The organism is Parasutterella muris (assembly GCF_943193095.1).
Taxonomy (GTDB): domain Bacteria; phylum Pseudomonadota; class Gammaproteobacteria; order Burkholderiales; family Burkholderiaceae_F; genus Parasutterella; species Parasutterella muris.
In genome coordinates this window covers 15,950-40,374 of the sequence record NZ_CALPCV010000024.1, presented here as the reverse complement: position 1 = coordinate 40,374, position 24,425 = coordinate 15,950, and the positions used below count along the sequence as shown (strand labels likewise).

At 52.0% G+C, this 24,425-nt stretch carries 22 protein-coding genes and 1 tRNA gene; 2 read left to right on the top strand and 21 right to left on the bottom strand.

Translation table 11 applies throughout. The features are described 5' to 3' along the window. Window positions 1-361: 361 nt before the first annotated feature. Window positions 362-446: transfer RNA gene (locus NFR90_RS09035), tRNA-Leu, on the bottom strand. 184 nt (window positions 447-630) lie between these two features. On the opposite strand from NFR90_RS09035, the gene dinB reads away from it, so the two are divergent. After that, complete coding sequence (dinB, locus tag NFR90_RS09030) at window positions 631-1,731, top strand: DNA polymerase IV (RefSeq protein WP_160335718.1); 1,101 nt, start codon at window positions 631-633, stop codon at window positions 1,729-1,731. Here dinB and NFR90_RS09025 read toward each other — a convergent pair. The 17 genes from NFR90_RS09025 to rnr form a co-directional block, all read right to left on the bottom strand. Beyond that, the gene (locus NFR90_RS09025) at window positions 1,728-2,963 is read right to left on the bottom strand and encodes an MFS transporter (RefSeq protein ID WP_251452374.1); all 1,236 of its coding nucleotides are present in this window, start codon (window positions 2,961-2,963) and stop codon (window positions 1,728-1,730) included. The two genes, dinB and NFR90_RS09025, sit on opposite strands and share 4 nt — an antisense overlap. 99 nt (window positions 2,964-3,062) lie before the next feature. After that, complete coding sequence (gene clpB, locus NFR90_RS09020; RefSeq protein WP_160335716.1) at window positions 3,063-5,660, bottom strand: ATP-dependent chaperone ClpB; 2,598 nt, start codon at window positions 5,658-5,660, stop codon at window positions 3,063-3,065. 123 nt (window positions 5,661-5,783) lie between these two features. Beyond that, window positions 5,784-6,230 (bottom strand): molybdopterin synthase catalytic subunit MoaE, encoded by a 447-nt coding sequence (gene moaE, locus NFR90_RS09015; RefSeq protein WP_251452373.1) that lies wholly within the window; start codon window positions 6,228-6,230, stop codon window positions 5,784-5,786. A gap of 8 nt (window positions 6,231-6,238) precedes the next feature. Further along, window positions 6,239-7,432 (bottom strand): molybdopterin molybdotransferase MoeA, encoded by a 1,194-nt coding sequence (locus NFR90_RS09010; protein ID WP_251452371.1) that lies wholly within the window; start codon window positions 7,430-7,432, stop codon window positions 6,239-6,241. Further along, the gene (mobB, locus tag NFR90_RS09005) at window positions 7,426-7,947 is read right to left on the bottom strand and encodes a molybdopterin-guanine dinucleotide biosynthesis protein B (protein WP_251452370.1); all 522 of its coding nucleotides are present in this window, start codon (window positions 7,945-7,947) and stop codon (window positions 7,426-7,428) included. The genes NFR90_RS09010 and mobB overlap by 7 nt, the downstream gene beginning before the upstream one ends. Before the next feature lie 44 nt (window positions 7,948-7,991). After that, window positions 7,992-9,428, bottom strand: coding sequence for a threonine synthase (gene thrC / locus NFR90_RS09000; RefSeq protein WP_160335712.1), 1,437 nt, complete (start codon window positions 9,426-9,428; stop codon window positions 7,992-7,994). After that, on the bottom strand, window positions 9,428-10,738 hold the full coding sequence (locus NFR90_RS08995; protein ID WP_251452369.1) for a homoserine dehydrogenase: 1,311 nt from the start codon (window positions 10,736-10,738) through the stop codon (window positions 9,428-9,430). The genes thrC and NFR90_RS08995 overlap by 1 nt, the downstream gene beginning before the upstream one ends. Window positions 10,739-10,756: 18 nt before the next feature. Then, complete coding sequence (gene alaC / locus NFR90_RS08990; protein WP_160335710.1) at window positions 10,757-12,106, bottom strand: alanine transaminase; 1,350 nt, start codon at window positions 12,104-12,106, stop codon at window positions 10,757-10,759. Between the two features lie 168 nt (window positions 12,107-12,274). After that, window positions 12,275-13,942 (bottom strand): PhoH family protein, encoded by a 1,668-nt coding sequence (locus tag NFR90_RS08985; protein ID WP_251452368.1) that lies wholly within the window; start codon window positions 13,940-13,942, stop codon window positions 12,275-12,277. A gap of 45 nt (window positions 13,943-13,987) precedes the next feature. Then, window positions 13,988-14,470, bottom strand: coding sequence for a DUF456 domain-containing protein (locus NFR90_RS08980; protein WP_160335708.1), 483 nt, complete (start codon window positions 14,468-14,470; stop codon window positions 13,988-13,990). Between the two features lie 4 nt (window positions 14,471-14,474). Then, a complete protein-coding gene (gene dnaB, locus NFR90_RS08975; protein WP_160335707.1) occupies window positions 14,475-15,923 on the bottom strand; it encodes a replicative DNA helicase in 1,449 nt (482 codons plus the stop codon). Between the two features lie 126 nt (window positions 15,924-16,049). Continuing rightward, entirely contained in the window at window positions 16,050-16,499 is a 450-nt protein-coding gene (gene rplI / locus NFR90_RS08970; RefSeq protein WP_160335706.1) for a 50S ribosomal protein L9, read from the bottom strand. 14 nt (window positions 16,500-16,513) lie between these two features. After that, window positions 16,514-16,786: a 30S ribosomal protein S18 gene (rpsR, locus tag NFR90_RS08965; protein ID WP_251452367.1), complete on the bottom strand. Its 273-nt coding sequence runs from the start codon at window positions 16,784-16,786 to the stop codon at window positions 16,514-16,516. A gap of 11 nt (window positions 16,787-16,797) precedes the next feature. Next, window positions 16,798-17,085, bottom strand: a complete 288-nt coding sequence (locus tag NFR90_RS08960; protein WP_251452366.1) for a single stranded DNA-binding domain-containing protein — start codon at window positions 17,083-17,085, stop codon at window positions 16,798-16,800. 12 nt (window positions 17,086-17,097) lie between these two features. Next, a complete protein-coding gene (gene rpsF, locus NFR90_RS08955; RefSeq protein ID WP_160335704.1) occupies window positions 17,098-17,508 on the bottom strand; it encodes a 30S ribosomal protein S6 in 411 nt (136 codons plus the stop codon). A gap of 139 nt (window positions 17,509-17,647) precedes the next feature. Continuing rightward, window positions 17,648-18,391, bottom strand: coding sequence for a 23S rRNA (guanosine(2251)-2'-O)-methyltransferase RlmB (rlmB, locus tag NFR90_RS08950; protein WP_277612806.1), 744 nt, complete (start codon window positions 18,389-18,391; stop codon window positions 17,648-17,650). Continuing rightward, complete coding sequence (gene rnr, locus NFR90_RS08945) at window positions 18,388-20,742, bottom strand: ribonuclease R (protein WP_277612805.1); 2,355 nt, start codon at window positions 20,740-20,742, stop codon at window positions 18,388-18,390. Before rnr ends, rlmB begins: the two co-directional genes overlap by 4 nt. Window positions 20,743-20,948: 206 nt before the next feature. Here rnr and NFR90_RS08940 point away from each other — a divergent pair, with 206 nt between their 5' ends. After that, on the top strand, window positions 20,949-21,326 hold the full coding sequence (locus NFR90_RS08940) for a lysozyme inhibitor LprI family protein (RefSeq protein ID WP_251452365.1): 378 nt from the start codon (window positions 20,949-20,951) through the stop codon (window positions 21,324-21,326). Window positions 21,327-21,419: 93 nt separating this feature from the next. Here the strand turns inward: NFR90_RS08940 and hflX are convergent, their stop codons facing one another. The 3 genes from hflX to der all read right to left on the bottom strand — a co-directional run bounded on the left by hflX (window position 21,420) and on the right by der (window position 24,424). Next, window positions 21,420-22,592, bottom strand: a complete 1,173-nt coding sequence (gene hflX, locus NFR90_RS08935) for a GTPase HflX (protein WP_251452364.1) — start codon at window positions 22,590-22,592, stop codon at window positions 21,420-21,422. Further along, window positions 22,593-22,841 carry an RNA chaperone Hfq gene (gene hfq / locus NFR90_RS08930; RefSeq protein WP_251452376.1) on the bottom strand — a complete coding sequence of 83 codons (249 nt, stop codon included), beginning with the start codon at window positions 22,839-22,841 and terminating at the stop codon, window positions 22,593-22,595. A gap of 251 nt (window positions 22,842-23,092) precedes the next feature. Further along, window positions 23,093-24,424 carry a ribosome biogenesis GTPase Der gene (der, locus tag NFR90_RS08925; RefSeq protein ID WP_160335699.1) on the bottom strand — a complete coding sequence of 444 codons (1,332 nt, stop codon included), beginning with the start codon at window positions 24,422-24,424 and terminating at the stop codon, window positions 23,093-23,095. Window position 24,425: the final 1 nt, after the last annotated feature.

The window sequence follows — 24,425 nt, the reverse complement described above, 5'->3', positions numbered from 1 at the left end:
TCCCTGGGCTAAGGTCTCCCTTCAAAAGGAAACCCTTATCGTGGTCTTCTATTTAATTTCTGATGCGTCCGACCTGCCTCGGAATTAAAGTTTCCCGATGACTCGGTGGAGAAATTATTATCCGCATTAAAGCGAGTGAGAGCTGTAAGGGCTCCAACTAGAGCAACTTGGGTTGTAGAGCCGCTATCGAAAAAAGCCCAGGACATGCTTGAGCTTTTAGATCTCCCTAAACCGTCTATGACCTTCAAGTCAATGTAGAGCCATGTCGCGGAGGTTTGGACCGAAGAGCGTGTCCATCAGGGAAATTTACTTTCTTTTCCTCTAAATTCCATTGTTTTCACAACTAGGAAAAATATGAACTTGGTGGCCCGAACCGGACTTGAACCGGTACAGCTTGCGCCGAGGGATTTTAAGTCCCTTGTGTCTACCAATTTCACCATCGGGCCAGACAGGAGTTGAATTTTAATCTAAAAACGATTTTTTTGCTGAACTAAATGAACCACAGATTCCTCTGCGAAAAATCTTAACGAAAAAATTTCACTCCTCCATTGATGAACACAGAGCTTGCCCCTAACATTGAAGGATGTACTCCATTCTGTCGCTACGCTTGAACTATAGAAACGAAACCGTATGAGCCAAGACGGATACCGCCGAATTCTCCATATCGACGTTGACGCTTTCTTCGCTTCCGTCGAACAGCGGGACTTCCCTGAATTACGCGGCAAACCTATCGCCGTCGGCCTTAACGCGGTCAGAGGCGTGGTCGCGTCTGCTTCATACGAGGCCAGAAAGTTCGGAGTGCGATCCGCTATGCCCTCCTCTCAGGCACTCAAACTCTGTCCTGACCTGATCTTTGTCAAGGGAAGAATGGAAGAGTACAAAAAAATCTCTCAGGAAATCTTTTCGATCTTCGCCAGATACACAGACATCATCGAACCGGTCTCCATCGATGAGGCGTTCCTTGACGTGACCGGCGTATATGAGGAATACACATACGCCATGGAGATCGCTAAACTGATTCGCAAAAATGTTCGGGAAGAAGTCGGATTGGTCGTTTCCGCCGGTGTTTCTTACAACAAATTCCTAGCCAAAATCGCCAGCGATTGGAGAAAACCGGACGGGCTCTGCGTCATTCATCCCGACCGCGCCGCCGCTTTTATTGACCGCCTGCCGGTTAAAGCCATCTGGGGCGTCGGACCGGTGACGCAAAAGAAAATGGAATCTCTCGGCATCAGAACCGGAAAAGACTTACGAGAACAAGATATCTCTTTTCTGAATCAGCAGTTCGGAAAAGCTGGAATCTCTTTCTACAACTTTGCCCGGGGCATCGATAATCGAGAAGTCACGACAAGTCGAATCCGTAAACAAGTCTCGGCCGAAGTCACTTTCAGCCACGACGAAGGAAATCTGCAGAAACTCGAAGAAGCGCTCGAAGGCATCGTCGATCGGCTGATAACCCGGCTTGAAAAGAATAACTTCTCCGGAACCTCCCTGACGCTGAAAGTCAGATTCCATAACTTCAAGACCATAACCCGCTCCGAAACAACCGACAGGATTCTGGCCGATAAACCTCATATCCTTGAACTGGCGAAAAAACTGCTCGAGAACGTGGATAGAGGCGGACAAACTGTCCGTCTCCTGGGCGTTTCCATCGGAAACCGGGTAGAAGAAGAAAATCCGGAAACACTCCTCCCGCTTTCTATCGGAGAGCAAACCGAACTGCCGCTCTAGGCCCCACTCGGAACATCCGCTTTCTTTTCTCCGTCTGACACCTGAAGCGCTGTGAAAATAGCCGCTGTCTGAAGCGCTGCCACGCCAAAGAGAACCAGAGAAAACATGCCCTTATCAAGAAGCGGGCCGAAGACTAAGGGCGACAGAGACTGCCCGACATCCATTCCGCAGTAAGTAAATCCGTAAACACGGCCGAATGATCGCTGACCAAGCTTTGCCACCGTGGCCGATCGAATCATAATGTCCCGACTCGGCGCGGCAACTCCTGTGCCCGCACCCATCAGGAACATCAAAACAACAGCCCAGTATCCGACAAGAATCTCGGATGCCAAAACCACCGCCATCAGAGCAGAGAAAGCAATACAGACCGCGACAACACGATTCGAAGAAAAGCGGGACTGACCGGCAATGAAGCCGCCCACAAGTGCTCCGGCGCCCGCACCAATCAGGTACGCCGTCAGCGCGGCCGAAGCTCCGGCCAAGTTCAGTCCGTAAGCATTTCTAAAGATCGATTGCGAGAAACTTTGCAGTACGCCAAAGGCACCGGAAGTAAAGAAAAAGAAGAAAAAGCACATCCATACGGAGGGAACCGCAAGAAAGCTGAATGCGCCGCCGCTGTCCTTTTCTTCAGAAACGAATTTCTTGGAACTCTGATCGATTGAGAACACATCCCTGAAAAAGAGCTGGAACCCTAAAACAATCAATGCCACGCTCGAAGCCGCAAAAGCGGCCTCTCTCCAGCCGACATTCTCAGCCATGAGAACCATGAAGAAGGGACAAATAGCCCAGCCGATATTACCGGTAATGTTGTGCCAAGCAAATGCATGTCCGAGATAGCGCTGAGAAATGTTGTAATTCATCAGGCTGTAATCGGCCGGATGAAAGACGGAATTGCCGAGACCGGCGAGAATCGAAGCCGCAAACAGCATGGGCACATTGTCAGCAAGACCTAAAACAAAAGCGCTTGATGCCAAACAAATCAGCCCGAGATACATCGACAGACGAGGGCCGATTTTATCCACCAAAAAACCGGTCGCGGACTGCCCAAGCGCGCTAGTGACAAAGAAGGTCGAAACTAATGTCCCGCCCTGAAGGTAATTCAGATTAAAGTGCGGAAGTATCCAAGGGAAAAGAGACGGAATGACAAGATGATAAAAGTGGGAGCTCGCATGCGCGATGGAAACCAAAAATATGGCCAAAATGTCGTGCGCTCTGGTGGTTTGATCCTGCATAAATGATCTCTCGGGACGAAAATTTGTTTTTATCAATTCTAGCGCCCAAGCGATAAAAATTAGGGCGCCGAAGCGCCCCGTCAATCAATTAATGGTTACTTAACTCAGTTCATTTTTGTCCTCAAAAATGAACTTATCGTCCTTGTAATCTACGAAAACCGTATCTCCGGGCGCATACTTGCCTTTGAGCAGGTTGACCGCGATGCTGTTTTCAAGATAATCCTGAACCGCGCGACGGAGCGGGCGAGCGCCAAAGAGCGGATCAAAGCCGACTTTGCCGATTTCATCCAGAGCCGCGTCTGTCACTTCAAGACCAATGTTCTGAGCTTCCATGCGTTTTGCGAGTTTGCGAATCTGAATTCTTGCAATCTCACGAATCGCCTTTTCGTCCAGTGCATTGAAGACCACGATTTCATCAATACGATTAATGAATTCAGGACGGAAGTGCTGTTTAACCTGCTCCATGACCGCGTCCTTGATCACCGCAGAATCTTCGCCCTGACGATTCATGATTTCATGCGAGCCAAGGTTCGAAGTCATGATGATGACCGTATTCTTGAAGTCCACCGTGCGGCCCTGTCCGTCGGTCATACGGCCGTCGTCAAGAACCTGCAGAAGAATATTGAATACGTCCGGATGAGCCTTTTCGACCTCATCAAGCAGAATAACGCTGTAAGGTTTGCGGCGGACGGCCTCTGTCAGATAGCCGCCTTCTTCATAGCCGACATATCCCGGAGGCGCACCGATCAGACGAGCTACGGAGTGCTTTTCCATGAACTCGCTCATATCGATACGAATCATCGCGTCTTCCGTATCAAACAGGAATTCCGCCAAGGCCTTTGTCAGCTCAGTCTTACCAACGCCTGTCGGGCCGAGGAAGAGGAATGAGCCGTAGGGGCGGTTCGGATCAGACAATCCGGCGCGTGAACGCAGAATCGCGTCAACGACCTTATTGACCGCTTCTTTCTGGCCGACAACCCGCTTGCCGATGTATTTGGACATATCCAAGAGCTTCTGGCGTTCACCTTCCATCATCTTGGAAACCGGAATTCCGGTCGCTCTCGACACCACTTCAGCAATTTCTTCTGCGCCAACCTGTGTTCTCAGAAGTTTCGGTTTCTCTTCATGAACTTTTTCCTCACGATCCTCTTCTTTGATCAGGCGGCGTTCAAGCTCGGGCAGTTCGCCGTACTGAATCTCCGCGAGCTCTTCATACTTACCCTGACGGCGAAGTTCATCCATCTTTGTCTTAAGACGGTCGATCTCGTCACGAATTTCTTTCGATCCGATTGCGGCGTTCTTTTCTTTCTTCCAGATCTCTTCAAGATCGGAATATTCGCGGCTCAGTTTCTGAATCTCGTCTTCCAAAGCCGAGAGACGTTTCTGACTTGCTTCGTCCTTCTCTTTCTTGACTGCTTCTCTTTCGATCTTCAGCTGGATCAGACGACGGTCAAGCTTATCGAGCTCTTCCGGCTTGGAATCAATTTCCATCTTGATTCTGGCTGCCGCTTCATCAATCAGGTCAATTGCTTTATCCGGGAGGAATCGATCCGTTATGTAGCGTGCGGAAAGTTCAGCCGCCGCAACAATTGCCGGGTCGGTAATTTCGACACCATGGTGGACTTCATACTTTTCCTGAAGTCCGCGCAGAATCGCAATCGTGTCTTCAACGCTCGGTTCGTCAACGATCACTTTCTGGAAGCGGCGCTCAAGAGCCGGATCTTTTTCAATGTATTTGCGGTATTCATCAAGCGTTGTTGCACCGATGACATGCAGCTCGCCGCGAGAGAGCGCAGGCTTGAGCATATTGCCCGCGTCCATCGCGCCTTCGGTTTTACCGGCGCCGACCACTGTGTGAATTTCATCAATAAAGAGAATGATGCGCCCTTCTTCGGCGACCACTTCTTTCAGAAGCGCTTTCAGGCGCTCCTCAAATTCACCGCGATATTTAGCACCGGCGACCAGGCCGGCCATATCAAGGCTTAAAACGCGTTTATTGCGCAGCGTATCGGGAACCTCACCGTTAACAATACGCTGAGCAAGACCTTCAACGACTGCGGTCTTACCAACGCCCGGCTCACCGATTAAAACGGGATTGTTCTTGCTGCGGCGCTGCAGGATCTGCATCGCGCGACGAATTTCATCATCGCGTCCGATAACCGGATCAAGCTTGCCCTGACGCGCTCTTTCAGTTAAATCAACCGTGTACTTTTTCAGAGCTTCGCGGTTGTTCTCAGCATCGGGATTGTCCACTTTCTCTCCTCCACGAACAGATAGTATGGCTCTTTCAAGCGATTCCTTATTTAAGCCTTCTTCTTTCGCAAGACGGGCAGCATCACAGCTGCTGTCACACAAAGCCAAAAGGAACAGATCTGTCGAGATGTACTCGTCGCCGAGTCTTTGCGCTTCACGCTCTGTCGCGTTAAGGATCGACATTAGCTCTCGGCTGACCTGAATATTGTTCGCCGCTCCGGACACCTCCGGAATCTTGCGGATCGCCTCCCTGACCTTGTGTTCGAGCTGCTGAACTCGAACTCCCGATCGTTCCAGAAGCGTGCGGCCGGTTCCCTCATCATCGTGAAGAACCGCAAGGAGCACATGCAGCGGGTCGATATACTGCTGGGAATTCTCAGCCGCCATAGACTGCGCTTGAGCTAACAGCTCCTGAAACCGTGTGGTTAGTTTGTCTTGACGCATAAAGGTTTAAATCTCCTTTTTTCAAGAGTTCGCCGATGAATCTCCGGCAAACTCATGACTTTGTATTGTGACAAGAAAATAAATTAAGGGCTCTGCCGAGCCCTTAATTTGGGAATAGGAAATTTAGTCCCACCGCTCCTTAGCGGTCTCGTCACTGTCGCGCGCTTCAACCCAGCGCTCGCCTTCGGGAAGCGTTTCCTTCTTCCAAAACGGCGCTTCCGTCTTAAGGTAATCAATCACAAATTCGCAGGCGTCAAAGGCTTCGCCGCGATGCTTACCTGAGACGCCAACGAGCACAATCTGATCGGTGACGCGCAGTTCGCCAACACGATGAATCACCGTCACATCTTCAATATCCCAGCGCTCAAGCGCCTGCTTAGCAATTTTTGTCAGCGCTTTTTCCGTCATGCCGGGATAATACTCAAGCGTCATGCCGCTCACATCCTTTCCGTCATTCAGATCGCGCACCGTGCCAAGGAAAGTGACGACCGCGCCAACGGAAGGATTTTTGCGAAGCTCGCGAACTTCTGCATCCAAACCAAAGTCTTCTTTCTGAACCAATATCTTCATGACACGACCTACAGATTAAATTCGCTGAAAGGAATGTAGCGCACCAAATCTCCTTTCTTCAGCTGAGCTTCCGCCGGGATATCCGCGAGACCGTCCGCCCAGGTACAGGAGGAGAGAACCGCAGAGTTCTGTGTCCGGTAGTTCTCAAGGGAGCCCTCGGCGTTGCGGCGGACACGGATAAACTCTCTGCGGCTTCCGCCTTTAAGATCAAAGTTCAGCGGGAGCATGTACCCTTTCACGTCCACCTGATTTCTGCCCGAAAGTCTCAGGATCAAAGGCTGAGCAAAAAGCAGGAACGTGACAAAGCCGGAGACGGGATTTCCGGGCAGGCCGATGAAAGGTACGCCAAGGACGCTGCCCTTACCTACCGGTTTTCCGGGCTTAACAGCAATGCGCCACATCTGCATGCTGCCTAAAGAGTCCACGGCTCTCTTCGTGTAATCGGCTTCTCCCACGCTGATACCGCCGCTGGTAATGATCAGATCGGATTTTCTTGCAGCCTTGCGGAAAGCTTCAAGCGTATCCTCGAAAGAGTCCGGAATATTGCCGTAGTCCACGACATCGCAGCCGAGCTGATGCAAGAGCGCGCGCAAAACAAAGCGGTTGGAGTTGTAGATTCCGCCTTCGACTCGCTCTTCACCGGGCATCGCAAGTTCGTCGCCTGTGAAAAACAGGGAAACACGAATCGGACGGTAAACCTTAACCGTCGCTCTGCCGATACTTGCCGCCACACCAAGTGCGGGCGGCGTCAGACGATCACCTTTGCGAAGCACTGTGTCGCCGATATCAATGTCGCATCCGGCTCGACGAATCCAGTCACCTGCTTTGGGCGCGTTCTTGAATTCCACCGTTCCGTCTTCGAGTTCAACCGCCTCTTCCTGAGGAATCACCGCGTCTGCCCCTTCGGGAATGGGCGCTCCGGTAAAAATGCGGGCGCAGGTGCCGTTTTCAAGCTTTGTGCCGACGTGTCCTGCAAAAATCTTCTGCGAAACCGAAAAGACGCGTCTGCCGTCAACGAGCTCCGCGGCGCGTACCGCATAGCCGTCCATCTGCGAATTGTCCATCGGGGGGACCTGAATCTGAGAAACAATATCTTCAGCCAGAATCCTTCCGGGGGCATAAAGCGTCACCACCTCTTCAACATCGGAGGCTACTTCGGCGCCTTCTAAAATTTTTTCTTTTGCTTCTTCAACTGTCAGCATTTCTCAATCCCTTTTATCTGAAGTTTTTCTGTAATCCAGGCTGCGACTTTTTCCGGACTATTGATATCCAGCACAGGCAGCGCGGGAAACGCTTCTCGCGCTTTGTCAGAGACAACGGCACAGATACTTTCGTCACTCTGACAGATCGGAGGCTCGCCTCTGCCGATCTCTCTAAAGACTTCCAATCTGAGCGCGTCGCTATCTTCCGATTTAAAGCCTTCTACCACGATTAAATCCGCCGGATCAAGATGCGCAATCAATTCTGACAAATGCGGAGCGCCCTGAGGCGTTTCCGAAAACATGGCCCAACGCTCTGCGTTGCGGACAATGACCTGAGAGGCCCCTGCCCTGCGATAACGGTAAGAGTCTTTTCCGGGCTTATCCATATCAAAGTTATGGTGCGCATTTTTAATTGCGGCAACCCGCAGACCCTGAGCGCAGAAAATAGGAATCAGCTTCTCTATGAGCGTCGTCTTGCCGCTTCCGGAATAGCCGACAAAATTAACAATCTTCATGTGATAAAAATACGGCCCGACTCAGCGGGCCTATTCTGTTTAAGTTACTCTGCGTCCCGATCTCGGCTGCTGAGGAAGGCTTTAATTTCCTCGACATTCGGATCCATTTCCGTGACTCGCTGAGGAAGCGACAGCAGCGCTTCGTAGCCCGCGGGAATCGGAGGCTCAAAGCCTACGGCTTCTTTAATCGTCGCTGCGAACTTCGCCGGAAGCGCTGTTTCCAGACAAATCGTCTTGACGCCCGGAAGACGCATCTGCTCAGCCGCGTTGAGGCCGTCAGCCGTATGCGGATCGACGAGGAACTGATGCTTTTCCCACGTTTCACGAATTCTGCGGATTCGATCAGCATGCGTGCTGCGGGCCGCGGTGAATCCGCTTTCTTTTACGCGATTCCATTCGTCGCTGTCCAGAAGGAATTCTCCCTTCTGTCCGAGTTCGTCCCAGAGTTCTGTCACGCGGTTCGGATTTTTGCCGCAGATATCGTAGATATAGCGTTCAAAATTCGACGCCTTGGAGATATCCATCGAAGGCGAACTGGTCACAAAAGTATGCGCGGAGTCACGCACGCGGTAGCGGCCCGAACGGAAGAACTCATAGAGCACATCGTTCTCGTTGGTCGCGACGATCAGCTGTTTGACGGGCAGACCCATGTTCTTAGCGATCCATCCTGCGAGAATGTCGCCGAAGTTGCCGGACGGCACCGAGAAAGCGACTTCTTCGTCAGGGCTTTCTGTCGCCTGAAGCCAAGCACTGAAGTAATAGACCACCTGAGCGGCGATTCGCGCCCAGTTAATCGAATTGACGGCGCCGATATGATGCTCGGCCTTAAAGTCCAGATCTCGCGAAACCGCCTTGACCACGTCCTGAGCGTCATCGAAACTGCCTCGGACCGCGATATTGAAGATGTTCTTGTCTTCAATCGAGTACATCTGCGCTTTCTGGAAAGCGCTCATGCGGCCTGCCGGCGAAAGCATAAACACCTGAATGCCTTTGCGGCCGCGCATAGCGTATTCCGCAGCGCTGCCCGTATCGCCGCTTGTCGCGCCGAGGATATTCAGTCGGCTCTCTTTGCGGGACAAAATGTACTCAAAGAGTGCGCCCAAATACTGCATCGCCATGTCTTTAAAAGCGAGCGTCGGACCGTTGGAAAGTTCCAGAATCGCCAGATCTTTTTCAAGCCAAACGAGCGGCACGATCTTTGAAAAGTCGGTACCTTCTCTGCCGTGGCAGTAGACTTCGGACGTATATGTGCTTTCGCACAGATGCGCGATCGTCGAGCGGTTCATATCCTTCGCAAAAAGCGAAGTAACCGCGGTCGCAAGCTGCGCGTAATTGAGGCCGCGCCAGCTTTCGAGCGTTTCGCGTGAGACCTGAGGATATTCTTTAGGGACAAAGAGGCCGCCGTCTTTTGCGAGTCCCTGAAGAACGATTTCACTGTATGTGGCGGCAGGAACGCCGCCTCGAGTCGATACGTACTGCATTACTGTAATTCTTCCTTGCGAAGCACGACAATCGGTCCGCGAACGCTCTTGAGCTGCTGCATAGTGCGGATCGCACGCTGCATAAGCGATTCAATTGTGCTGTGCGTCATCAAAATAACTTCAGTGGAATCCTCTTTCTGCGGCGCTTCTCTCTGGATAAGCGACTCGATAGAGATGTTGTTGTCCGCGATGATACGGGCGAGGTCCGCTAAGACACCGGGGCGATCGTCCACCGGGATACGCAGGTAATAGGAGCAAACGGTGTCGCCGAAATCGGCAAAATCCTTTGCACCCGGATTATGCTGCGTAGTCGGCATTTTCGGTCTTTCGCTGACGTTGGCGTCGGCGGTGCGGGCAATATCGATCAGGTCGGCAACAACAGCGGAACCGGTCGGCTCAGAGCCCGCTCCTTTACCGTAGTAAAGAGAGCTTTCCGCTGCATCGCCTTTCACCACGACGGCATTCATCGCACCCTCAACGTTGGCAAGCAGCCGGCGCATCGGCACCAGTGCCGGATGGACGCGCAGTTCAATACCGTAATCGGTATATTTCGTAATACCGAGCAGCTTGACGCGATAGCCGAGCTCCTCGGCAAATTTAATGTCTTTCGCTTCAAGACGGCTGATGCCTTCGATATGCACTTTATCCATATTGACGGGCACGCCGAAAGCAATCGAAGAAAGCAGCACCAGCTTGTGGGCGGAGTCAATGCCTTCGATATCGAACGTCGGGTCCGCTTCAGCGTAACCGAGACGCTGCGCTTCAGCGAGCACATCATCAAAGCTTCTGCCGGTATCGCGCATTGTCGAGAGAATAAAGTTGCAGGTTCCGTTAATGATACCCGCGATGCTTGAGACGCGGTTTGCGGCCAAGCCTTCACGCAGCGCTTTCACAATCGGAATAGAGCCGGCGACTGCCGCTTCAAGCGCAACGTTTACGCCTTTTTCTTCAGCCGCCTTAAAAATTTCATTACCGTGCTCGGCAAGCAGCGCCTTATTGGCCGTAACAACGTGTTTGCCTGCGTCGATTGCGGCAAGAATCAGAGATCTCGCGGGCTCAATACCGCCGATCGCCTCGACCACCACGTTAATCTCGGGATCCATCACCAAGTCGTGCCAGTCGCTGCTGACCGCCACGTCTTCATCCACCAGTTTTCTGACGCGGTCAACATTGCGGACGGCCACGCGTTTAACGGTAATCGGAGCACCGGCTCGCTGAGTAATCAGCGAGTGGTTGCGGTTTAAAATGCTGTATGTTCCGCTGCCGACGTTGCCGAAGCCCGCCAGGCCAACCTTGATCGGTGTTGCCATTATTCTCCCTCGTTTAAATTAAGCTTTCTTTTTCGCAGGCTTAGCCTTGGACTTTGCCTTAGGTTTTGCTTTCGTCGGCAGATTAGAGACGCCTTTAAATTCAATTTCTTTTTTCTTTGCAGAAATCGGCGCAGGGGCCGGTTCTCCCTTCCAGTGACGGTGAAATTTCTTGCTCTTCGGTTCAATCAGACCGTCTTCCTTGAACATCTTGCGAATGCCGCGAAGCGCCTGACGGATACGATCGGCGTTTTCGATCAGAGCGATACGAACAAAGCCTTCGCCGTATTCACCGAAACCAACACCGGGAGAAACAGCGACCTTAGCGACTTCCAGAAGACGCTTGGAGAATTCCACGCTACCCATCGGCTTATAGAATTCGGGCAGTTCGGCCCAGATGTACATACTCGCCTTCGGATTTTCTACATTCCAGCCAATGTCATGCAAACCTTTGACCATAATGTCGCGGCGGTGCTGATATTCTTTGCGAACTTCTTCCACGCACTCCTGAGGTCCGTTCAGCGCCTCAATCGCGCCGACCTGAATCGGAGTGAAGGTGCCGTAATCGTGATAGCTCTTGATACGAGTCAGCGCATGCACGAGCTCTTGATTTCCGACCATGAAGCCGATACGCCATCCGGCCATGTTGTAGCTCTTGCTCATAGTGAAGAATTCAACAGCAACGTCCTTGGCACCCGGAACTTCCATGATGGAAGGCGCTTTGTAGTCGTCATAAACGATGTCGGCGTAGGCCAAATCGTGCACGATATAAATACCGTGTTTCTTAGCCAGATCAACCAGCTTTTTGAAGAATTCCAGATCAACGCACTGAGCAGTCGGATTGCTCGGGAAGCCCAGGATCATGAGTTTGGGCTTAGGTGTTGTTTCCACAACAGCGCGCTCGAACTCTGCGAAGAAATCAAGGCCCGGGCCCATACGAACGCTGCGGACGTCGGCACCGGCGATGATGGCGCCGTAAATGTGGATCGGGTAGCTCGGATTCGGAACGAGAATAGTGTCACCTCGGTCAAGCGTTGCAAGCATCAGATGCGCGATACCTTCCTTAGAGCCGATGGTAACGATCGCTTCTTTGTCCGGATCGATATCCACGTCCCAGCGGCGTTTGTACCAATCGCTGATCGCTTTGCGCAGTCTCGGGATACCTCTGGAGGCTGAATAGCCGTGAGTTCCTGTTCTCTCTGCGACTTCAACCATTTTGTCCACAATGTGCTTGGGAGTATCCCCGTCGGGATTGCCCATGCTCAAGTCGATGATATCCTCTCCGCGGTGACGCGCTGCCATTTTAAGTTCATTAGTAATATTAAAGACGTACGGCGGCAGACGTTTAATTCGAGGAAAATCGTTATTCATACGGAACCTTTATCTAGGTAAATTCAAAAACAGTTAACTTAAGATTTTACGAAATTTCTCCCCGCTCCTTACGTGAGACAGGTTCTTTTTTATCGCTTTCAGCGGCAGAAACGCAAATATCTTCAGTCGGAAACGAAAAAGCGCTCCCGATCAGAGAGCGCATAAGGATTAAAGAGCTTCGCTTGCGTAATCCGCGAGTCTTGAGCGTTCGCCTCGCTGCATTGTGATATGTCCGGAATGCAGCCAATTCTTAAATCGGTCGACGACATACGTCAGACCGGATGAGCCTTCCGTCAGATAAGGCGTATCGATCTGCGCGATATTGCCGAGGCAGACGATCTTGGAGCCCGGACCCGCGCGCGTAATCAGCGTTTTCATCTGTTTCGGCGTCAGGTTCTGCGCCTCATCGATGATGACGAACTTATTCAGGAACGTGCGGCCGCGCATGAAGCTCATTGACTTGATTCGGATTCTGGAACGGAACAGATCCTCGGAGGCTCTTCTACCCCACTCGGTTCCGTTTCCGCCTCGATTCAGCACCTCGAGGTTGTCGTCAATCGCGCCAAGCCACGGGGCCATCTTCTCTTCCTCAGTGCCCGGCAAAAAGCCGATATCTTCGCCGACGGAAATGGTCGCGCGCGTAATGATGATTTCATTAAAGCGGCGCATCTCCATTGTCTGAGTCAAAGCGGCGGCAAGCGTCAGCAGCGTCTTGCCGGTGCCCGCCTGACCGAGCAGCGTCACGAAATCAATTTCCGGATCCAGAAGAAGATTCAAAGCAAAACTCTGCTCACGGTTTCTCGCATTGATGCCCCAAACCTGATGTTTCGGGTTGGTGTAGTCATCAATAACACGGACGACCGCGGTATCGCCTTCGATCGACTTGACTTCCCCATAGAACGGAGTGGCGTCGGGAGCTTCGTACCAAATGAACTGATTGATGAGGAATTGCCTGACCATCGGGCCCTTGATTTGGTACCAAGTTCTGCCGTCCTTCTGCCAGGATTTCAGATCCTTGCCGTGCTGTTCCCAGAAATTCGCCGGGAGTTTAAGCAGGCCGGTATACAGAAGATCGCAGTCCTCGATCATCTTGTCGTTGTAGTAATCCTCCGCGAGCAGACCGAGCGCTGCCGCCTTCAATCGAATATTGATGTCTTTGGAAACTAAAACGACCGTGCGGTCCGAGCGCTGTTTTTCCAACCCCTTGACCACGGAAAGAATACGGTTGTCCGCCTTTCCGCTCTCAAGCATATTCAAATCATTCGGGTATGGAGTTGTCTGAATAAAGAGTCTTCCCAAAGCCTCTTTATTGCCGAGCACATTCAAAGGAACACCGTGCTCGATGCTGCCCTCAAGATGCTGCATGATCTGATCGAGCGTGCGGCTGACCTGACGCACGTTTCTTGCGACATCGGTCATGCCGCTCTTATGGTTATCGAGCTCTTCAAGCGTGATCATCGGCAGATAAACGTCGTGCTCTTCAAAGCGGAAGATACTTGTCGGATCGTGCATGAGGACATTGGTATCCAGCACATAAAGGCGCTTTTTCCCGTCGTCCGGAATATTTTTGTTTCGGCGATGCGAAACGGGCGCGCAGGCTTCCTTCTTGGCCGCGGCGGCTTCTTTGCTCATCTCCGCTTTAACTTCCCTGACTGCTTCTTTTGCGGCGACGGGTTTCAGCAAGGCCGCTTCCTTTTTCGGCAGTTCAGTCGTTTTATTTTTTCTGGCACGGCGAACCGTCTTTTTATCCTGCTCTGTCGGGCCCTCGAGAGGCAGAGAGGCGGCGATATCCGTCAATCTGCTTGCTTTGCCGGAAGGCATTTTTGGTAATGGCATATTTTTAAATCCTTACGATTTCTGTTGCGCTGTCCGTTTCACGGACTAAATCAGAATATCGGCAATCACAACACCGATCATGGTAAAAGCGAGCGCAAGCTTAACAACGGTGCCGATGATCATTCCGAGCCATGTCGCAAAACCGACCTTACCGCTGCGCAGCATGTCCTGATGATCAATAAACTCGCCGATCGCCGCTCCGAGGAGCGGCATAAAAATCAAACCCCAGAGTCCGGTAAAGATACCGACAAAGGTACCGATCAGGGAGCCGACAATCCCGAGCTTAGTCGCCCCGGCCTTTTTTGCGCCCATCGTTTGTGCGATCCAGTCGACTGCCAGACCGAAGAGCATCAGCACCCCAAGAAGCACGACGACCCAGACATTGATCTTGTCATAGTGATCGATAAAGGCCGCGAGCCAAGCTCCGGCAAAGATCATCGGCAGTCCGGGAATCATCGGAATGACGGTACCGAGTATTCCCACACCCATAAGAAGGACTGCTGCGATCCAAAGAATAATATCCAGCATCTAGTTAATATCCAGCCTGCATCTGCATGTCGGTTGCCCGACTGACAAATCTCGTATAAGCCCCCTGGAAGATCAGAGGGATTGTTCCGGTCGGACCGCTGCGCTGTTTACCGATAATCAGCTCGGCTTCCGACGCGTTTGCCGGTTCCTCAGCCGGTGCCGGTGCATCCGGATCATCGGAATCTTCTTTGCGCTGGTATGCGGCCGGCCGATACAGGAACATAATGACGTCCGCATCCTGCTCAATAGAACCGGATTCTCTCAAGTCACTCATTAAAGGACGTTTATTAGGACGATTGTCCACATCACGCTTAATCTGAGACAGCGCGATAATCGGAACCTTCAGCTCTCTTGCGAGACCTTTGAGACCGCGCGAGATTTCCGCAATTTCGGAAGCTCGGTTCTGATCTCCGCCGCGCGAAGAGCTTTCACCCGACATCAGCTGCAGGTAATCCACAACGATCAGTCCGAGTTTGCCGCCGACGCGGTTTAAAAGCTGACGCGCTCTGCTTCGCAGACTGAGAATTGAGAGTCCGCTGGTGTCATCGATAAAGATCGGAGATTTTTCGAGCTGTTCGGCCGCGTTATAGAAAGATCGCCAATTATTGCCGAGCTGACCGGTTTTCAGATCTCCGGCGGGGATTTCTCCGAGCGCGCTGAGCAGTCGGCCCGCGATCTGTTCAGCCGACATTTCCATCGAAAAGATACCGACAGGCAGCGCCTGATTGGCGCCGACGTGCAGCGCGATATTCAGAGCAAAAGCGGTCTTGCCCATCGCCGGACGGCCGGCGACGATAATCAGTTCGCCTTCGTGCATGCCGTTGGTCATGCGGTCCAAGTCCGGGAAACCCGTTCCGACGCCGTAGACCATACCCGGATTATCCATTTCGGAGAGCTCGCGCAGGTGTGTCGTGTAATCGGCCAGCACGGAGTCAATCTTTTGGAAGCCGCTGCCGCTTTTAGCCAATTCTTCGTTGATACGGAGCATTTTTGCCTGAGCCTCATCAAGCAGATCTTTCGCTTCGCGAGCTCCGGGATTTAAAGCGTCGCTGACAATTTCGTTGCCTGCGGTAATGAGGCGGCGTCTCGTTGAGCGGTCACGGATAATTTCGGCGTAACGCACGATATTGGCCGCGCCCGGGCTGTAATCGGCGATGCGGTTGAGGTATTCCATACCGCCGGTTTCTGTTTCCAGACCCGCCTCGCGCAGCAGGTCATGCACGGTCAGGATATCCGCGGGCCTGCCCTCTCCGATGAGTTTTTTAATGTTTTCAAAGATCAGGCGGTTGCCGTAATCATAAAAATCCTCAACATCGATACGGCCGCCGATCAGGTCGAAGACCTTATTGTCGAGAAGGAGCGCGCCGAGGACCGCGTCTTCGGCTTCTTTAGCAGCAGGCGGGGTACGGTACTGCTGAATTTCAGCATCATTTTTTGAATAGTTATCTGGCATTTTTTCCTCTGGTGGAAAGAAAACTATAGCGGATTCGAGTGCTCGCTGCTGAAAAAAAATCCCAAAACAGTCCGAGGACCTTTTGGGATTTTCAGAGGGCCTGAGGCCCTCGCGCATTCCTGTCGATTAGGCTTCAGCGACGACCTGAACAACGACGTCGGCGACGATGTCGTGGTGAAGGTCGATCTGCAGCGGATATTCACCGATAGCCTTGATCGCGCCGAGCGGGGTGCGAACCTGGCTCTTATGAATATCGTAGCCAAGTTTAGCCAGAGCTTCAGCAACGTCCATGTTGGTGACAGAGCCGAACAGACGGCCGTCAACGCCGGCCTTGGAAGCGATTGTAAGAACGATACCGTCGATCTTAGTCTTCAGTTCCTGAGCCTTAGCAAGACGTTCAGCCTGAGCGCGTTCGAGTTCAGCCTTGTGGGCTTTGAATTCTTCGATCGCAGCTTCAGTAGCGCGTTTAGCACGCTTTGTGGGGATGAGGTAGTTACGGGCGAAACCGTCTTTAACTTTAACCACATCGCCGAGCTGACCAACGTGAGGAATGGATTCAAGCAGAATGATTTGCATGTTGTTTCCCCCGATTACTGATTATCTGTGTAAGCAAGCAGAGCAAGGAAGCGGGCACGCTCGATTGCTGTGTCGAGCTGACGCTGGTAGTGAGCCTTCGTTCCGGTCAGGCGAGCCGGCATGATCTTGCCGTTTTCCTGAATGAAATCACGAAGTGTGTCGATATCTTTGTAATCGATCTGATCAACATGATCAGCTGTGAAGCGGCAGAATTTTTTACGCTTGAAGAGAGCGTTCTGCTGATTCGGGTTGCGAGAGCGACCCTTTCCTTTGGCACCAAAAGCCATGATGTAACTCCTTAAATGTATTCCGTTATGTGCAGGATTAATTTGGATGAACGAGCGGAGGTGGTGGAGACAAAACCCTTGAAGATTCTTTCTGAGCCAAGTTCAAGTTCAGAGACTTTTTTCGCAGTCTCACCGACTGCCATAGCGGCGGCGGAGAAGTTTAAAACTCTCTCGGCACCGCCTTCCTGAACAATGCCCTTGTATCGGATCGTGAATTCGAGGATCGGAACGCCGGCCAGCGAATATCGCAAAGCCTCTTTCTTTTCCAGTTCTCCCTCAAGCTCTACCGAGTTCAGCACAAATATTCCGAATTAAGCCTCGGCAGAAGCCGGAGCTTTTTCCTCAGCCTGTGCAGCAGCGGCTTCAGCCGCAGCGCTGGCGGCCTTACGGGCTTCTTCCTTTTCAACAGCCTTCATCATCGGAGAAGGTTCTGTTTCAGCCTTTTTCATCTTCACTGTGAGGTGACGAAGAACGGCATCGTTGTAACGGAAATTATTTTCGAGTTCATCAAGAACTTCAGGACCGCATTCGATGTTCATCAGAACATAGTGGGCCTTAACCAGTTTCTCGATCGGATAAGCGAGCTGGCGGCGACCCCAGTCTTCAAGACGATGAATCTTTCCGCCGTGGCTTTCCACAGCAGCTTTGTAACGCTCAATCATCGCCGGGACCTGTTCGCTCTGATCAGGATGGACGATGAAGCAAATCTCATAGTGACGCATTGAACCTCCTTATGGGAAATAGTCGCCCGGAGCGTCTTCCGGTGTGACAAGGACTAGAAAGAGCGCGATTTTACTCCCTTTTTTGGAAAATTTCCAATGTTGGAAAGCAGTTACCGCGCTTTTTACTCAAGATTACGATTTAGCGGCCGATTCTTTGGCGCACTGTTTCAAATAGACAAATGCCCGCGGCCACGGAAACATTCAGACTTTCCACCGTGCCGAGCATCGGGATTTTTGCCAGATCCGAGCATCGTCTGCGCGTGAGCTGACGCAGGCCGTCGCCTTCGTTGCCGAGCACCCAGGCAAAGGGACCGGTCTGATCAAATTCATAGATGGACTTCTGGGCCTCGCCCGCTGTACCTACGACCGGGACTCCTGCATCCACCAGTTCGACGATGGAGCCCGCAAGATTGGTGACACGCACCACAGGTACGGTTTCTGACGCGCCCGCGCTCGCTTTAATCGCTGCAGGCGTGAGATCCGCCGAGCGATCTTTAGGAACAACCATCGCGGCCACACCGGCGGCATCCGCGACACGCAGACAAGCTCCGAAATTTCTCGGGTCCGTCACACCGTCCAAAATCAGGAGAAGCGGACTGCCGGAGAGATCATTCATCAAATCGTCAAAGCTCATTCCGATATCCACCGGAGCGGCAAGCGCGACGATGCCCTGATGCGGGATTTCGCCCGCCAGGCCCTCCAGTCTTCGATGGTCCGCCTGCATAATGCGCACGCCTTCTTTTTCCAGCGCTTCCAGCATTCTGCGCATTCTCTGATCCCGTCTTTTCGGATCCACATAGACGGATCGAATCGATCCCGCATCTCTTTTGAGGCGGCTCATCACCGAATGAAAACCCGCCAGTACCACGTCTTTTTTCGTCACTTTGATTTCCTTTTACCGGCCGCTCTGCCGAATGTTTCTCTGCCCGAAGCCCTTTGTTTTTTCACTCTTCTTCCCCGTACAGCCTCTTCGATGGAGAACTCGATTCGTCTTGCATCCAAGTCGCAGCGCACTACCTTAACCACAACCGGCGTTCCGACGCTGTATCTTTGGCCGCTATCCTGACCGATCAACGCGTTTGCAGATTCGCTGTATTCAAAATATTCTCTTCCGAGATTTGAGACATGAATCGCGCCGTCCACATAAAGATCGTCGAGCGTGACATAAATACCGAACGGGCTGACTCCGCTGATAATACCCTTGTAAACCTCGCCGATATGCTGTTCCATGTAATAAGTTTTCAGCCAGCCCATCACATCGTAGCTTGCCTCATCAGCTCTGCGCTCATTGGCTGAGCACAGAAGTCCGAGTTTTTCCCATACTTCGATATGCGGCACTTTGGGTTTGTCTTCGCCTTCTTTCACAATCAGTTCGCGTGTCTGGATCGGGACATCCACTTCGTCGGGAGAGACCAGGATCTTCGGTACGTACTTGCGTCCTCTGAGCACGCCTCTGATAGCGCGGTGCACGAGCAAATCCGGATAACGGCGGATCGGAGAAGTAAAGTGCGTATACGCTTCGTAGGCCAATCCGAAGTGACCGACATTGTGCGGCGAATACACCGCCTGCTGCATCGAGCGCAGAAGAATCATCTGGATCGCCGCCTTATCCGGTCGATCACGGATCTGATCGAGCGCTTCGCAGTAATCAGAAGGCGACGGGGTGCTCCCGCCTCCGAGCCCGACATTGAACTGAGCGAGCGCCGCTCTGGCCTTCTCCAGGCGATCCTCAGAAGGCGGTTCATGAATACGGAAGAGACAAGGCGCTTTGTTCTTCAAGAGAAAATCGGCGGCGCAGGTATTGGCGACCAGCATCATCTCTTCGATCAGTCGATGCGCGTCGTTTCTTTCTCGCGGAAGAATCTTTTCGATTTTGCCCTGTTCATTTGCGACGATGTAGGTTTCCACCGTTTCAAAATCCATAGCCCCGCGCAATGTTCGGCTCTTTAACAAAATCTTGAACAGGTCATACAGATCCTGAACATTACCGAGCACATGATCCATAGCGGCAGCAGCCGGTCCGTTCGGGTCCTGCAGAGCCGCCCAAACGTCGTCATAGATCAGACGAGCTGCCGAGCGAATCACTGCCGGATAGAACTGATAGGCCGTCACCTCGCCTTCCGGACTGATGACCGAGTCACAAACCATTGTGCAGCGATCGACGTGCGGATTTAGTGAGCAGAGTCCGTTAGAGAGTTCTTCAGGGAGCATCGGGATGACGCGGCGCGGGAAATACACGCTGGTCGTTCTCAGCTGTGCATCCTTATCGATTGCGCTGCCCGGCTTCACGTAATGAGAGACATCGGCGATCGCGACGAGCAGTCGGTACCAGCCCTTTTTTCTTTCGACCGGCAGACAGAATACCGCATCATCAAAGTCTCTCGCGTCGGCGCCGTCGATTGTGACAAACGGAATGTCGCGCAGGTCCACACGATTGCGCAAATCGGCTTTTGTCACATGATCCGAGAACTTGGCGATTTCCGCTTTGTTGGCTTCCGAGAATTGATGAGGAAGATTGAATTTACGCACCGCAATTTCAATTTCCATTCCCGGATCTTCGATATCACCGAGGACTTCGACGAGTTTAGACTTGATGTCACTCCACTTGGCATCATCCTCGAAAAGCCCGGTTTCATTCGGCTCTACCACGACAATCTTGCCGTCCATCTCTTTGCTGACGGTATTCGGTTCAAGCGTGAAGCGATGTGTGATGCGGATATCCTCCGCGGTCACAACCGCGCTGATAATCCTGCCAAGTTTATTGCGGCCCAGCGCTAGGCGTCCCACAATCTTGGTCATTCTGCGCTTGATCAGCTTCTGAATTTCCGCAATCTGTCTTCCCCGCGCATCAGAGGACAGGGAAATCGCCTCAACAACATCGCCGGGAAGAACCTTAGTCATTTCCTCTTCCGTTATGAAGAGATCGGGAACATCTTCGTCGCAAATCAGAAATCCGTAGCCGTCCCGGTGTCCCTGAACAACGCCCCGATATACGTGCGCTTCAGCTCGTTTTTTAAGCATAACCGTCCCGTCCTTCTGTGTAACCGCTTTTTTGGCTTTGGTGATTTCGGCAAGCGCGCTGTCGAACGCTTGTTCCGTCATTGATTTGTCATCCCCGACGAGTTGCTTTTTTAATTGCGCCAGCGGCATTGCGCCTGAATTAAGCGTCAATTTGGACAGTATCTTGTCCCGGGCAGCGGAAACCCGACGAGATAATTTTTGTTGTACAGCCATATAGTTCTCTCATTCAGTCATATCTGAATTAATATCTGATGGATTGTAATTGTTTAAGATGCAAAGCTTCCTCTCTTTTCGCTCATAGTGGAGAGCTTGAAGCGCCTAAGACGAACAGAAGTTTCAAGAGGACGACTTCGGTACGACATCCATTGACGTATCCGTCTCTACAATCTTCATCACTACTGCTTATTTGGAGAAATCAAATGATCAAGTCTGCCGGGTCTGCAACATTACTGACCGCCCTCTTTATTCTTTCTGCCGCACACGCTGCCGATCAGGACTACTGCAAGGAAGCCTTCGCTATCGGCAACATGCCCGGCATGACAGAATGCAGCTCTATGGAACTGGAAGCGCAGGACAAGCGTCTTAACGCCGAGTACAAAGCCGTCATGGCTAAACTTGATGCAAAGCAGAAGAAAGAGCTTCGTTCCGTGCAAAGGAAATGGATTAAAGACCGTGACGCGGACTGCAAACTTGAAGAGGACGGAGGACAGGCTGCAGAGCTGAACCATGTCAGCTGTCTAAAGGAGTGGACGAAAAAGCGCGCCGATGAGCTCGCTGCAATGAAAAGCGGGCTTTAGTCCGTAGGCTGTTTCTCTAAAGGCCTTAGCACAAGTCGTGCTTTCTTTGGTTAAAAAGCTGAGAAGCAGAAGCGCTTCTCAGCTGTATGACGTTTAGCGTTCGAATTCCGCAAGCCAGTCCTCGTTGTCCGGCTCTTCCTCGGTTTGAACTTTTTCGTGCTCGGCAACTGCGATTTCACGAATCGCGTCTTTAAGCAAATCGAGCCCCTCCCCGCTCTGCGCGCTGACACCTACAGCGATCGGCCGACCGCTGTCATCGGATGTCAGAAACGGCGGTTTACCGCTCGCATCCAGCTTGTTGTAAACCAGAATTCGCGGAATATCTTTTGCGCCGATTTCCTCCAGAACTTTATTCACTTCAGAGATTTGTTCTTCCTGAGCGATATTCGAGGAGTCAATCACATGCAGAAGCAAATCCGCCTGAGCCGCCTCATCCAATGTGGACTTGAAGGCTTCGATCAGCTGGTGAGGCAGACCGCGAATAAATCCGACCGTATCGCTGAGAACCACCTCGGTATCTTCTCCGACGTAGCAGCGCCGGGCTGTTGTATCCAATGTGGCAAACAACTGGTCAGCCGCATACACACCGCTTCGTGTCAGGCGATTAAACAGCGTGGATTTACCGGCATTGGTATAGCCGACTAGCGCCACTGTGAGAAGATCGCCTTTCTGACGTGACTTTCTTTGGGTGTTTCGCTGTTTTTCCAGTTTCTTGAGCTGTTCCTTAAGCGCCTTCACTCGCGAACCGAGCATTCGGCGGTCAAGTTCCAACTGTTTTTCACCCGGGCCGCCGGTCTTGGACAGGCCGCCTCTTTGGCGCTCCAAATGGCTCCAGCCTCGGACGAGTCCGGTGGACAGGTGCGTCAGGCGAGCCAATTCAACCTGCAATCGGCCTTCTCTGGTTTTCGCACGCTGGCGGAAAATTTCCAGAATTAAATTGGTTCGATCCCAAACGAGGAGATTGGTGGCTTTTTCGATATTTCTCTGCTGGGCCGGAGACAGTGCAACGTCAAAGATCAGGGCCTGAGCGCCGCATGCGGTCGCTTCCTCCTTTATCTCCTCAATTTTTCCGCTGCCGAGAAATGTCTTAGGATCCGGACGATCTCTCTTAGCTTCTGTGAGACCAAGCACATCGTAACCGCAGGAGGAAGCCAGTTCGGAAAGCTCCTGAGCCGCATCACGATAAATATCACGTCCGATTAAAACAGAGACGAGCCACACCTTCAAGGCATGCTCGTCCCTTTGTTCATAATTTTCGAGTGTCACTTATTCTTCAGCTTCAGGCGTCTGAGCTTCGTTTCCAAGCGGCACTGCGCGAGCCGGCACAACCGTGCTGATCGCATGTTTGTAAACCATCTGAGTCACTGTGTTGCGAAGCAAAACAACATACTGGTCGAAGGATTCGATTTGGCCTTGAAGTTTAATTCCGTTTACAAGGTAAATCGATACAGGAATACGGCCTTTGCGAAGGCTGTTCAAGAACGGGTCTTGTAGAAGTTGCCCCTTTGTCATTATATTTCTCCAACTGGCTAAAGTGCCAAAATACTCTTCAATGCATTGTAGATAAGAAAAACTCTACAATAAATACCATGCAATCATTTTGGGCGCCTTAGCTTAAATCCGATGCGCCGCAACGACTGTGCAGAGGGAATAAAACAAAAAACGGAATTAACTTTATTCCACGGCTGCGTTTACATTTTACTTCAGACAATCCCAAAATCAGGCAAACGACGCTTACAAGTTTGTCGTTTTGAGATGCGTCCTATCTAACTTTTTTGGACGTACGGATTCTTATTGGTTCTGAATTCGATGCGAAGCGGCGTCCCCGCCAGATTAAATTTCGTTCTGAACCATCCTTCAAGGTAACGTCGGTAGCTCTCAGGCACATCTTCGAGCGCGTTGCCGTGGACCACGATCACCGGAGGATTCATACCGCCCTGATGCGCATAGCGCATCTTGGGACGTCCCCCGCCGGCTCGCGGAGGAAGCTGCCGAGACGTGGCTTCGATCAGCGCTCTTGTCAGTTTCGGCGTAGAAAGCTTCATGAAAGCCGCAGCGTGCGCCTCATTGACCGCATTGAGCAGATGATGAAGTCCGCGTTTATGAAGCGCGGAAATGTAGAGAATCTTCGCCCAGCGTAAGAAGTGCAGCTTATGTTCGAGCTCTTCTTTCACCCGACTTCTTTCGTAGTCGTCCAGATCGTCCCATTTATTGACGCCGACGACCAAAGCTCGTCCGCTCTCAAGAACGTAACCCGCAATATTGGCATCCTGTTCGGCAATTCCCGCATGCGCATCCAAAAGGAGCACTACAACGTTCGAGCTTTCAATCGCCTGCAGCGTCTTAACGACCGAGAATTTCTCGATCGCTTCAAACACCTTGCCTTTTCTGCGCAGGCCGGCGGTATCGATAAGCGTGTACTCGCGGTCTTTGTAATTGAACTCAACCTCAATCGCGTCGCGCGTTGTACCGGGCATATCGTATGCGATCAAACGGTCTTCACCGATCAGCGCATTGATCAGCGTGCTCTTGCCGGCATTCGGGCGTCCGACGATCGCGACTTTGATCTTATGCTGGAAATCCTCTTCTTCGTCGATCTCTTCTTCGGTCGGGAAAGGTTCTAGAACGAGGTTCATGAGCGGGCGAACCCCCTCGCCGTGCGCAGCGGAAATCGGATAAGGCTCTCCGAGCGCAAGTTCGTAGAACTCCGCCTTCATGGATTCAGAGAGGCCTTCGGCCTTATTCACGACCAAATAAACCGTTTTTCCGGACTCTCGCAGACTTTGCGCGATTCGGCTGTCCTGAGGCGTCAGACCGGTGCGGCCGTCCACCAGAAAGAGGACGGCATCGGCTTCGGTAATCGCAAGCTGAGCCTGTCCAGTCATCGCCTTAACGATGCCCTCGGTTCTGATCGGCTCAAAACCGCCGGTATCAATGACCAGATAAGGTTTATCTCCGATACGGCCGTCTCCGTAGTGCCGATCTCTCGTCAGGCCGGGGAAATCCGCGACCAACGCGTCACGAGAACGGGTTAATCGGTTAAATAATGTTGACTTGCCGACATTCGGTCTGCCAACTAAAGCAATGACTGGAACCATA